This is a genomic window from Nostoc paludosum FACHB-159, assembly GCF_014698835.1.
In the GTDB taxonomy this organism is placed as follows: Bacteria; Cyanobacteriota; Cyanobacteriia; order Cyanobacteriales; family Nostocaceae; genus Nostoc; species Nostoc paludosum.
In genome coordinates, this window is record NZ_JACJTU010000060.1 from 26,367 (window position 1) to 37,217 (window position 10,851).

The window sequence follows — 10,851 nt, forward strand, 5'->3', positions numbered from 1 at the left end:
CTAGCGCACTTGCATGTGCACGGCATCAGAAATCGCTGGAATTTCTGCATAACGCCCTATTAAAGACTGGATGACTGAATATCCAACTGCTACCACTACGCCTAAAAAGATAGTGTTAGCCACTGTTTCTATTGCAAAGCCAGTACCAGGAACCTGTCCTAAAATTCGCACCAATATGGAGCACAAAAATATCACGATGTCCAAAAGAATTGCCTGCATTGTGTTGAAACGAATGAAGTGACTAATTTTTTCGTTTCTTACCACCAGTAGGAACAAGGCAAAGAACACGATTAGCTGTCCCAATTGTCCTAAACTACCGTAAATTATTAGCACTGGTTGGAGCGGTAAAAGCAGGACTTGTAGTACTGGAAACTGAGTAAACAAAAACCTACCAAAGACTAAACCATCAATTAGGGGCAGTAAATAAGGCAAGCAAGCAAAAATCCGATCTGGAACAGTTGTAGACCCGCGCCAAGTCATTATGCATTCTCCTATGGTTATTTTTCAACACTTACTTGACCTTAGGATAACGCAGTTGCCTGGTCTTGCTGGTAAATTCAGTTATTCTATATGGGCGATGCGAAAGCCCATTACACATTCATACTGGTCTGGCTGCTGTTGATTTCGTTTGCGGATGGCTTGGCCACAACGCAGTTGACCCCCACGCCAACGGGGTTGGCCGCTCACATCAGCGAGTAAACAAGACTGGCAAACTTGCTCAGGGGCAAGGATTTGCTCGTCCATTAAAATGACTAGCATCTAATCCCTCCTGTAAATTTTGATTGTCACCTACATTTCACTCCGAGAGAACGCTGGTTGTAGCGGTCTAAAAAGACGGCGCGTTGTCAGCTATAACTATTGGCGATGGAAGAACATACTTAGAAGCCACATCCTACCCGTTTGTAGCAAAAATGTGGGTGTCACAATTTAATCTAAAGTTGTCAAGTGAATCTTAATTTATTGTATGTTCTGTTCTGTTAGAGATTGGGTTGTTGATTAAAAAAAGGCTGATTCCAGAGTATTGACTTTGCGAAAATTTAAGTATATGACACTAAGTTAACTTGATAGGCTTTTTAGGGATGCAATTACAAATTACTGAGGTAAACTTGCAAGCAAGCTAATACACAATATTATTGGGCGGCTTGTAGGTCTGGGCATCACTCACAATGGAACACTGGCAATTTCTGATACAGAAGCAAGGCGATCGCTCGTGGCATATCCTGGAATCGCCAAATTCACAAATTTTGGAAGGGCAGTATAGAGTTCTGGCTCGTTCCAACCTGCTGAATACGGATGTGGAAGTACGCGTCACTCACTTTTCAACACACGAAGTTACACCAAAACGCCGAATTTTCAAGCGTTCGCGTCGCACTAACTCAGAAGGCTTAATGGCGGTAATTCCCTTTACTCACTTTGAGCCAGGAGTTTGGGAACTGCGCTGTTCGGGCGATTTGATGTCGGATATGTTGGGTAAATCTTGGCAATACGGTGTCCAAGTGCAAGTCCTGTGTCAGGAAGCAGAGGCCGCAGAGCGAGCAGAGGGACAGGGGAGCAGGGGAGAAGTTGCAGCAAGTCTTTCTTCTATGCCTCTTCCCGATGCCCCATTCCCCATGTACTATGCCCCACAGCCAGTAGAAACCCTAGAGCAGGCGATCGCCGTCTCCACAGAGTTGCCAATTCCTACAGATAGCAGCGCTGACACGGCTATTGTGGCAAATGGAACTATACAAGAAAATATAGATAGTAGGGTTAACACGGCTGTTGTGGCAAATGCTACTAAACAAGAAGATACAGCTAGTACCACTGACACGGCTATTGTCCTAGATGTAACTCAACTGGAATATACAACTAACAGCAATGACACAGCTATTGTGCCAGATAAAACCAATGAATACGAGGTATTTAGTTTTGCTGACACAGATATTGTGCCAGATGTAACTAGAGAAGAGGATATATTTACTAACACTGCTGCGGCTATTGTGCCAGATATAACTCAACAAGAGCATATACTTACCACCACTGACACGGTTATTGTGCCAGATATAACTCAAGAAGAGGATATATTTACCACCACTGACACGGTTATTGTGCCAGATACAACTCAAGAAGAGAATATAGGTATCGATCAGCCGATCAGTCCTGTATGGCTCAAAGGTGAAACGGTAGAACAGATTTTACAAAATTTAATAGAATTAGCTTTACCGACTCCTGAACCGCTATCTGAAGATGAAAAGGTTATGGATTCTTCAGAAACACAACAGCTACCGCCATTATTGCTGACTTTAGATCGGGATACTTATATTGCTCGTTGGGGACAAGGTTTAACAATTAATGGGCGCGTAGAACTTGAGGAAAAGACGGATCTAGAACTGGCTGAAACATTGCCAAAAAGCGTCCGTGGACTAGAACTAAAAATTGAACTGCGATCGCCCCTACAGTCGCAAATCTTGACCCAGGTACGGCAACCCTTAGCAGATCAAGAACTGCCCTTTAATATCAATACCTCAATTGATATTCCTGCTGAATGTGAATCGAAGTTAATTTTGGCGGATATCAGTTTGTATGGTAAATTCGCTGACATTAGTGAAGTCACACAGTTAGCCAACCAGTCTTTCACAATTACAGCAGATGTAACAGAATTACTGACAATCACAGCCGCAGCAAAATCTAGTACATCTTCCAATGAAGTGATAGCACCATCGGCCTCCTCTACCAATTTCACACAACCACAGGCAACTGTTAAGCTCGATTTAAAACTATTGAATTTGGTCAAAGTCCGAAAAACAGACGAGGCTGCGGTAGCCAACCCATCCCCAAACACCCTCCTATCAGGGCAAACAAACCTCCAAGTTCCCCAAGAAACCACCCGCCGGACATCTCAACTGAAAAATTCACCTAGTTTGCCTCAATTACCGAAATTGCCTCCCATCAAAACTGATGTCAATACCCCCACAGATATCGTTGCAGAATCTCCTTTACAGAATGAGCTTTTAGAAAAGGATGCTACTATAGCTGCCATCAACTTGGAGCAGTTAGTCATCAGGCAACGGCGAATACCAATAATCGACACGACTTTTCCATACTTGAAACGGCTACAAACTGATAATGCTCCGGATACATTGGAAATTCAAGCGGCTGAGGACATACCGCAGTTGGACGCAATTATTGATGAAGATAAGAACACGGCCCAAGTACTTGCTCAACCAAATTTAGAAGTCCAAGAAGAATCTATTGCTCAAATACTTGCTCAACCAAATTCAGAAGTCCAAGAAGAATCTATTGCTCAAATACCAACTCAACCAAATTCAGAAGTCCAAGAAGAATCTATTGCTCAAGTACTTTCTCAGCAAAATTCAGAATTCATTAAAACAAAACTTTACTCATCTCCCTTGCTTAGGAAGTGGATGCACAGCCAAGGATACTCTTTCCCTGAACCCTTAAATGAGCTACCACCCCAAGACTACGATAACTGTATTCCAGATCGGCAGGCGTCGCTTTCTGTGAGCGCAGAAACTCCCAATAGCGATGTTGATGCTGTTGATGTCAACTTGCTGTTAAGCCTAGATGCCAATACAGAAATACTAGAAGACATAGACGCAGTAGAAAAAGTAGATCTAGTTATACAGGAAAATACAGTAATAGAAGAAATCTTAGAAGAACCGACATTTTCACCACCTTTGCCATCACAAATACCGCCTCCGCCTCCGCCGATTAGCAGAAATACAGCTTCAGCTTGGTTGGCGCAAGAAATTGTTGTAGATGATACATATAGTGAATTAGAAGCCGATATAACGACAAGTTATGCCTTAGAAGAGGAGGAGCAACTAGCATCAGATTTATCTCATCTCCTAGCTATAAGTATGGAAGCAATTGAGCCTTTACCAACTCCACAACTGTATGTGCCAGAGGGCGAACTAATAGCTGGCAAGTCTGTGATAGTACGCGTAGTGATGCCTGAAGTAGCTCGACAAGTTGCTATCAAGTTATGGGTTGAAGACTGCCAAACTCGTTGGTTATTAGATGGGCCTCATTTACTGACAAATTTACTACCTAACACCTTGGGAGGGTTGGAAGTGATGACGCAATTAAATATTCCCTTTGGCTGTTTGGAAATTCGCTTAGAAGCGATCGCTGTCGATCCAACAACCCAACAGGAGAGTCACAAAGTGACAACAGTGCGAACTGTCATTCCCCCAGACTTACCAAACTTAGAGCTAGATGAATTATTGGGTATTTAAAATGGGGCATGGGGCATAGGGCATGAAGAGGTGTGGGAAGCATAAATTCTCTTTCCCCCATACTCCCCATCTCCCCATCTCCCTCATCTCCGATGCCCTATGCCCAATATCGGCTGTGTTAAAAATCTTTAGAATTTAAAAAATCTGGCGCACTTTGCAGTAAGCTCATCTTGAATTGTAGTGTGATTTAACAGGAACTTTTTCTATGGCATTTGAATTTTTGCCTACCATCTTGGCTAGCACTTCCTACTTGCCTGCTATCTTCGTTCCGATTATTGGTTGGGTTTTACCAGGTGCAGTATTCGCATTTCTATTTTTATACATAGAAAGCGAAGATATTGCTTAATTGGTTTATTCCTTCATTGGTAATTGGTAATAGATTACTTTGCTTTTTACCAATTACCTAATTATCACACCTGAATTCTGAATTCAGAATTCAAAAGTAAAACATTCAAGCATAGGGTCAATCCAAAATCCAAAATTGATTGGCTTTCCTTGAAATCTGATGTAACAATACCGCCTATCTCAAAGAGACAGGCGGCTTTTTTAATGCTGATTTCTCAACAAATGCTAGAAAATTCAGACTTTATAGTATTGGCTTCAAACTAATTTTAGATTGAAGAACCCAGTCCGGCGTAGGCACCATAAAAGAAAATGCCCAAGACTGTAATTACACCTAATCCTGCGACCGTAGCGACGACCCACAGGGGAATTCTCCCACTTCCAGACACAGCTTCTCTCCTCCCTTAACAACAAATCAACACACGTTCAATAAACAAAGATTAACAAAATTTGTTCTAGTTAGTTAAAGAAGTAACTAGAAAACAGAATTCCCAGAACGAAAATTAGTAGTAGTCCCAGGTATAGTGAAGTCCGGTTTAATTCAACCGGTTGATTATTGGGATTGGGCGATCTTTCCATAACTTGCTCCTAGCGTTGAATAAATTGCATTGCGGCGATCGCGCCTAAAAAGAATACAGTTGGCACACCTAATGTGTGAACTGCCAGCCATCTAACGGTAAAAATTGGATAGCTAACTGGTTGATTGATGTTATTGCCGCTAGTCATGATCTCAAACTACTTTCCAATAAATTGTTCAACTTGTTGTTTCGCTTCAAAACGGTTCTTCACAATTGGTACTTCTTGCCGCGCTGGTGTGAAATATTCATTGGGGCGGGGTGTACCAAAAGCATCATAAGCCAGTCCGGTGCTGACAAATAACCAACCAGCAATAAACAATGCGGGGATGGTGATGCTATGAATTACCCAGTAACGAACGCTGGTAATGATGTCCGAAAATGGACGTTCTCCAGTGGTACCTGACATTTAGATCCCTACCTTCATTAAGAATGTATTGAGTTTATTATCCTACAAAGTTTAGAAAGAGTTACAAGTTGCAAACTTCTTCTCAGAAATGGGTATTGGGGACTGGGTATTGGGGATTGGGTATTGGGGATTGGGTGTTGTAAAAACTCTTCCCCAGTCCCTAGTCCCCAGTCACCAGTCCCCGTTAAGCTGCTTCTGCGGAAGTTGTTTCAGGTTTTGGTAGGTATTTCAGCAAGATGCCGCGATCGCCAATGACAAATCCTTGTTCTGGTTGGAAGAAAACGATCTTGTACAAATTAGCAGCTACTTCTTCTACCTCACGGTCTTTTTGCCAGGTTTTGCCACCGTCGGTACTTTGTAGCAAATTACCGCTACCGCCACCTATCCAAATTTCATCGGGTGTGCGATATGCCAAATCCAGTAAACCCCAACTAGTGGATAACTCTGGAAAATCTGCTTTTTGCCACTCCTCAGGTTTAGTTGGTTCAGTAAACTGGATTTGACCTCCTCTGGCTAGCATCCACAACTGACCATTGTCAGTAAAACCCATATTTTCTACCCGGCGAGAACTATTGCGGTTGTGAGGAACCCAAGCACTTTGCCCTGGTTCCCAAGTCGAGTAGAAGTTCCCCTTAGCGGAAACGGCAACATATTTGCCATCAGCAGAACGTTCTAAGTTACGCACTACGCCTACTGCTGATTCCACTTTGGCTTTCCAGTTTTTGCCGCCGTCTGTGGTTTGATAGATAGCTCCCACATCAGTAGCCAATTCGGCTTTGTTATCTGCTAATGCTTTAACTGCGATCGGGTTACCCGGTAGCTTTTCGCTCAGAGCAATCCGCGACCAAGAAGCACCTTCATCAGTGGTATGAATTAAAAATCCAGGTTCTCCAGCAATCCAACCTTCTTTACCGATAAAACTTACCGAGTTAAAGCGATACTTTTGCTCATCTAGTTGCAGTGCTATTGGTTTCCAAGTATCGCCTCCATCATTGGTTTCCAACAGGGTAGCATTGCTACCTACTAAGTAGCCATGCTGAGGATTACCAGTAAAAGCAATATCCAGCAACTTCGCATCTGTTGGCACAGAAATGATTTTCCAAGGGTTGTAGCTAACGGAAGGGACTTTGCTACAACCTATACACATCAGGACTACCAGTAACAAGGCAAATATTCGTTGCCAACTTTTCAAAATTGAATGCATCAGTATCTCTTAGATTGATTCTAAATTTGTGTAGGGTTTTCTAAAAGGTTTACCTTAAAGGCTACAGTCGCTTTACAAACTTGAGAGTTCAGAGTTCAGAGTTCAGAATTCAGAACTCAGAATTCCTAACTCCCAACTCCCAACTCTTAGCCGGATGTCATTGTAAGCCGTAGAGACTAAGAAAAAACAAAAAGGCAAGAGCTAAGGCTCCGAAAATTAGGACATTCTTTTGGGTTGGGGTTAGGTTGTTGACACCCAAACCGTAACCGAGATTTTCTTTAAAGCCGGATGCCGAACCCACAGGCCCGATGTTGGCAAAAGCCGTTTTCTTGGCACTACAAACTGGACAGCGCCAAGTTATGGGCAGTTCTGCAAAGGGTGTTCCTGAAGGAATGTCATGTTTATCATCTCCCTTTTCAGGTTCGTAAACATAACCGCAGGCGCGACACTCATAGCGGTCTAACACTGAAGTCTCAACAGCTGGTTCGCTCATGGCTAAGGCCTCGCAGAGGAGAAATCTTAAATATACGTTAAAAATTATGACATAACTGTTAGACTTTTCTATGCAATACTAAAAACCAATCAAATACCTGAAATCCATTTGTTTCGTAGATTTCAGAAAAATCAAACAGATATAATGTAAAAGAAAGTAACGCAATTACAGGGATTGGGCATGGGGCATTGGGCATGGGGCATGGGAAGAAGATGGGGGGACAAGGGGAAAAGACAAGAAAAGCAAGTTTTCTCCTTGTCGCCTTGTCTCCCTCATATCCCAAACTCCCGATGCCCGATGCCCAATGCCCCATGCCCAGTCCTAACCTAAATACTCCATAAGCGGTAGATACTCATTGTGTTTGTCCTCAGCGGTTACGAGTACCTTCTAGGCTTTTTAATCATCTGTAGCCTAGTTCCTGCCTTAGCGCTCTCAGCATCCAAGCTCTTACGGCCCAGTAGTTACAGCCCTGAACGGCGTACTACTTACGAATCTGGGATGGAACCCATTGGAGGAGCCTGGATTCAGTTCAATATTCGCTACTACATGTTTGCTCTGGTCTTCGTGGTCTTTGACGTGGAGACTGTATTCTTGTATCCTTGGGCCGTGGCTTTCCACCGTCTGGGGCTATTGGCATTTATTGAAGCGCTAATCTTTATTGCAATTCTTGTAGTTGCTTTAGTTTACGCATGGCGTAAAGGAGCTTTGGAATGGTCTTGAATTCTAACTTAATAACCCAGGACAAAGAGCGAATCATCAACCCCATTGAGCGTCCTACTGTCACTCAAGACCTTTCAGAAAACGTCATTTTGACTACGGTTGACGATCTCTACAACTGGGCGCGGCTTTCTAGTTTGTGGCCGCTATTATTTGGTACTGCTTGCTGCTTCATTGAGTTTGCAGCTTTAATTGGCTCGCGGTTTGATTTTGACCGTTTTGGTCTAATTCCTCGTTCTAGCCCCCGCCAAGCTGATTTAATCATTACGGCAGGGACAATTACCATGAAGATGGCACCCCAATTAGTGCGTCTTTACGAACAAATGCCTGAGCCGAAGTATGTAATTGCGATGGGTGCTTGCACGATTACTGGCGGGATGTTCAGTGTTGATTCTCCGACGGCAGTGCGCGGAGTTGATAAACTGATTCCTGTGGATGTGTATTTGCCTGGTTGTCCTCCTCGTCCAGAAGCAATTATCGACGCCATTATTAAGTTGCGGAAGAAAATTGCTAATGATTCGATGCAAGAGCGAGATAAAATTAAGCAAACTCACCGCTATTACAGCACGACTCATAACCTCAAGCCAGTGGAAGAAATCTTAACTGGTAAGTATTTGCAGTCAGATACTCGCTCTGTACCACCGAAAGAATTGGCAGAAGCGATCGGTATGCCAGTACCACCTGCATTGCTGACAGCTAAGAATAAGGAGGAACAACCCCGTGGCTGAAGAAGAATCTAAACCAGTACCAGCAGCTAAGGAAGAGTCATTGGTAGAAGCTGGTAAAGTTTCCCAGTGGTTGACGGAAAATGGTTTTGGTCATGAGTCTCTGACACCGGACAAAAACGGAGTGGAGATAATTAAGGTGGAGGCAGATTTTTTACTCCCCACCGCTACAGCCCTTTATGCTTATGGGTTTAATTATCTCCAGTTTCAAGGTGGCGTTGACCTTGGGCCAGGACAGGAATTGGTGAGCGTGTATCACTTGGTTAAGGTGGGTGATAATGCAGATCGGCCTGAAGAAGTCCGCTTAAAGGTATTCCTACCACGAGAAAATCCCGTGGTGCCTTCAGTGTATTGGATTTGGAAGACTGCTGATTGGCAAGAGCGCGAGTCTTACGATATGTACGGCATTATCTATGAAGGACACCCAAATCTGAAGCGAATTTTGATGCCGGAAGATTGGGTGGGTTGGCCTTTGCGGAAGGATTACGTCTCGCCTGATTTTTACGAGTTGCAAGACGCTTATTAATTTAGTGCTGAGTTTCAGCTGTGATTAACCCCTTTCCGGTGGCGGAGAGGGGTAATGTTTTTGGTGTTTTATGTAAAGTTGAAAGTTGGTTGACAAAATTTGCTGAAATTCAATCACTTAACACTAAGGATTTTGGTCACTCAAAGATTGATGAGTTTAAGTTGGTGAAGACTTTCACACTTTTCAAAGTGTAAACGTTTGATTAGTTGAGAATGAGTGGGTGATGGGTTAGATTTAATACACCCTAAAACAGCAGTGATAACACTAGCTAATAATTGTTAATGGGTTATACTTTGTGAAAACAGTTACTCGACTCAGACTATCTTAATTAATACAATATTTTTCTTGATAAAGGATGTGAAATCAATGAAAATCGAAGCTAATGATAAAGAAGTCCAGGATATATTTTCTCTAGGTTATTTTAAAATACCAAGATTTCAACGCCCTTATTCATGGACTGATGAAGAGGTTATTAACTTTTGGGAAGATGTGATCATTAGAGATTATGAACATTATTTTATAGGTTCAATGGTTGTTTATCAAACAGAAAAACCATACTATGGAATAGTCGATGGTCAACAAAGATTAACAACAATTACATTAATGCTTGCTGCTATAAGAAATGCTTTTCTTGATTATGGAGATGAAAATTTAGCTAAAGGAGTACATCAATATATTGAGAAAGCTAATATAGATAATATCCCTGAATATGTTTTGAATTCTGAGACATCTTTTCCTTACCTGCAAGGATACATACAAAGTTTTAACACAGCAGAAATACACTGTAATGTAGGTAATGAAGAACAGAATTTAAAATCAGCATTTGAATTAATAAATAAGAAACTTTATGCCATAATTCCTAAATTTGATAGCACAGAACCTTATAATGATTTATTTGAAGAGAGAATACCCGCAATTCTAGAGACTCTAAAATCTCTGAGGAAAAAAGTTCTTTCCTTAAAATTAGTATTTATTCAATTAGATAACGAAGATGATGCTTATTTAATTTTTGAAACTCTCAATACTAGAGGTAAAGACCTTACTACACCTGATTTAGTAAAAAACTTACTTTTACAGAAACTAAGAACTTCAAACGTAACATTAGATACTTATAAATTGATATGGAATGGCATCTTAGAAAAATTTGACAATAATGGATTAGAACAAACTGTTGTAGAATCTTTCTTGTATCATCACTGGCTTTCTAAGTATGGTGATACAACTCAAAAACAGTTATTTGGAGAAATCAAAAAATACATTGATTCTTCTAGTAAAAATGACTCTGAAAATAAATGTCGATTATTATTATTAGAATTTCAAAAAAACTCAGATTATTATGTTTCTATTGTATCCCCAGATAACCATCAATGGAGTCCTGAAGAAAAAAATAGTATCTATCAATCGTTAAAGGCATTACGTCTTTTTAATGTCAAACAGCAAACATCAATGATTCTATCTCTTCTTAGGGCATATAGAGAAAATAAAATAACATTGAAGGCATTACGCCCAATACTATAGACTCATCCGCGAATCATGAAAGCTTACCAGGAGAGAGTTACAAGGATTTGCACGGAAGGAGCGATCGCCATCTGGCAGTACGAGAAAATGAGGGTTTGAAGGCA

General features: G+C 41.6%; 15 protein-coding genes. 6 read left to right on the forward strand and 9 right to left on the reverse strand.

Annotated features, from left to right (window positions below; all coding sequences use genetic code 11):
- Complete coding sequence (locus H6H03_RS33700; protein ID WP_190959378.1) at positions 1-480, reverse strand: Tic20 family protein; 480 nt, start codon at positions 478-480, stop codon at positions 1-3.
- Positions 481-561: 81 nt separating this feature from the next.
- Complete coding sequence (locus H6H03_RS33705; RefSeq protein ID WP_190959379.1) at positions 562-759, reverse strand: hypothetical protein; 198 nt, start codon at positions 757-759, stop codon at positions 562-564.
- A 407-nt stretch (positions 760-1,166) separates the two neighbouring features.
- Here H6H03_RS33705 and H6H03_RS40780 point away from each other — a divergent pair, with 407 nt between their 5' ends.
- Both H6H03_RS40780 and psaI read left to right on the forward strand, forming a co-directional pair.
- Entirely contained in the window at positions 1,167-4,238 is a 3,072-nt protein-coding gene (locus H6H03_RS40780; protein WP_242058109.1) for a hypothetical protein, read from the forward strand.
- A gap of 205 nt (positions 4,239-4,443) precedes the next feature.
- On the forward strand, positions 4,444-4,584 hold the full coding sequence (gene psaI / locus H6H03_RS33715; protein ID WP_099066072.1) for a photosystem I reaction center subunit VIII: 141 nt from the start codon (positions 4,444-4,446) through the stop codon (positions 4,582-4,584).
- 265 nt (positions 4,585-4,849) lie between these two features.
- Here psaI and H6H03_RS33720 read toward each other — a convergent pair whose 3' ends face one another.
- The 7 genes from H6H03_RS33720 to H6H03_RS33750 all read right to left on the reverse strand — a co-directional run bounded on the left by H6H03_RS33720 (position 4,850) and on the right by H6H03_RS33750 (position 7,574).
- On the reverse strand, positions 4,850-4,969 hold the full coding sequence (locus H6H03_RS33720; RefSeq protein ID WP_073644363.1) for a photosystem II reaction center protein J: 120 nt from the start codon (positions 4,967-4,969) through the stop codon (positions 4,850-4,852).
- Positions 4,970-5,039: 70 nt separating this feature from the next.
- Positions 5,040-5,159, reverse strand: coding sequence for a photosystem II reaction center protein L (locus tag H6H03_RS33725; protein ID WP_096533973.1), 120 nt, complete (start codon positions 5,157-5,159; stop codon positions 5,040-5,042).
- A gap of 9 nt (positions 5,160-5,168) precedes the next feature.
- Positions 5,169-5,306, reverse strand: coding sequence for a cytochrome b559 subunit beta (psbF, locus tag H6H03_RS33730; protein WP_190959380.1), 138 nt, complete (start codon positions 5,304-5,306; stop codon positions 5,169-5,171).
- A gap of 9 nt (positions 5,307-5,315) precedes the next feature.
- On the reverse strand, positions 5,316-5,564 hold the full coding sequence (gene psbE / locus H6H03_RS33735; protein WP_190959381.1) for a cytochrome b559 subunit alpha: 249 nt from the start codon (positions 5,562-5,564) through the stop codon (positions 5,316-5,318).
- A 184-nt stretch (positions 5,565-5,748) separates the two neighbouring features.
- Positions 5,749-6,768: a photosynthesis system II assembly factor Ycf48 gene (locus H6H03_RS33740; protein ID WP_190959382.1), complete on the reverse strand. Its 1,020-nt coding sequence runs from the start codon at positions 6,766-6,768 to the stop codon at positions 5,749-5,751.
- Between the two features lie 157 nt (positions 6,769-6,925).
- Positions 6,926-7,261: a rubredoxin gene (locus H6H03_RS33745; RefSeq protein WP_190959383.1), complete on the reverse strand. Its 336-nt coding sequence runs from the start codon at positions 7,259-7,261 to the stop codon at positions 6,926-6,928.
- Positions 7,262-7,319: 58 nt separating this feature from the next.
- Positions 7,320-7,574 (reverse strand): hypothetical protein, encoded by a 255-nt coding sequence (locus H6H03_RS33750; RefSeq protein ID WP_190959384.1) that lies wholly within the window; start codon positions 7,572-7,574, stop codon positions 7,320-7,322.
- A 44-nt stretch (positions 7,575-7,618) separates the two neighbouring features.
- Between H6H03_RS33750 and ndhC the strand changes: the two genes are divergently transcribed.
- From ndhC to H6H03_RS33770, 4 genes are all read left to right on the forward strand, one after another.
- Positions 7,619-7,981 carry a photosynthetic/respiratory NAD(P)H-quinone oxidoreductase subunit C gene (gene ndhC / locus H6H03_RS33755; protein WP_096533965.1) on the forward strand — a complete coding sequence of 121 codons (363 nt, stop codon included), beginning with the start codon at positions 7,619-7,621 and terminating at the stop codon, positions 7,979-7,981.
- A complete protein-coding gene (gene ndhK / locus H6H03_RS33760) occupies positions 7,972-8,706 on the forward strand; it encodes a photosynthetic/respiratory NAD(P)H-quinone oxidoreductase subunit K (protein ID WP_190959385.1) in 735 nt (244 codons plus the stop codon). The genes ndhC and ndhK overlap by 10 nt, the downstream gene beginning before the upstream one ends.
- Positions 8,699-9,229, forward strand: a complete 531-nt coding sequence (locus H6H03_RS33765; protein WP_190959386.1) for an NAD(P)H-quinone oxidoreductase subunit J — start codon at positions 8,699-8,701, stop codon at positions 9,227-9,229. The genes ndhK and H6H03_RS33765 overlap by 8 nt, the downstream gene beginning before the upstream one ends.
- 366 nt (positions 9,230-9,595) lie before the next feature.
- Positions 9,596-10,747, forward strand: coding sequence for a DUF262 domain-containing protein (locus H6H03_RS33770; RefSeq protein ID WP_190959387.1), 1,152 nt, complete (start codon positions 9,596-9,598; stop codon positions 10,745-10,747).
- Positions 10,748-10,851: the final 104 nt, after the last annotated feature.

What these genes read in the sequence shown, in the direction of transcription:
- H6H03_RS33700 (WP_190959378.1), bottom strand. Translation starts at nt 480, where the DNA reads ATGACTTGGCGCGGGTCTACAACTGTTCCAGATCGGATTTTTGCTTGC.
- H6H03_RS33705 (WP_190959379.1), bottom strand. Translation starts at nt 759, where the DNA reads ATGCTAGTCATTTTAATGGACGAGCAAATCCTTGCCCCTGAGCAAGTT.
- H6H03_RS40780 (WP_242058109.1), top strand. Translation starts at nt 1,167, where the DNA reads ATGGAACACTGGCAATTTCTGATACAGAAGCAAGGCGATCGCTCGTGG.
- psaI (WP_099066072.1), top strand. Translation starts at nt 4,444, where the DNA reads ATGGCATTTGAATTTTTGCCTACCATCTTGGCTAGCACTTCCTACTTG.
- H6H03_RS33725 (WP_096533973.1), bottom strand. Translation starts at nt 5,159, where the DNA reads ATGGAAAGATCGCCCAATCCCAATAATCAACCGGTTGAATTAAACCGG.
- psbF (WP_190959380.1), bottom strand. Translation starts at nt 5,306, where the DNA reads ATGACTAGCGGCAATAACATCAATCAACCAGTTAGCTATCCAATTTTT.
- psbE (WP_190959381.1), bottom strand. Translation starts at nt 5,564, where the DNA reads ATGTCAGGTACCACTGGAGAACGTCCATTTTCGGACATCATTACCAGC.
- H6H03_RS33740 (WP_190959382.1), bottom strand. Translation starts at nt 6,768, where the DNA reads ATGCATTCAATTTTGAAAAGTTGGCAACGAATATTTGCCTTGTTACTG.
- H6H03_RS33745 (WP_190959383.1), bottom strand. Translation starts at nt 7,261, where the DNA reads ATGAGCGAACCAGCTGTTGAGACTTCAGTGTTAGACCGCTATGAGTGT.
- H6H03_RS33750 (WP_190959384.1), bottom strand. Translation starts at nt 7,574, where the DNA reads ATGGGGCATTGGGCATCGGGCATCGGGAGTTTGGGATATGAGGGAGAC.
- ndhK (WP_190959385.1), top strand. Translation starts at nt 7,972, where the DNA reads ATGGTCTTGAATTCTAACTTAATAACCCAGGACAAAGAGCGAATCATC.
- H6H03_RS33770 (WP_190959387.1), top strand. Translation starts at nt 9,596, where the DNA reads ATGAAAATCGAAGCTAATGATAAAGAAGTCCAGGATATATTTTCTCTA.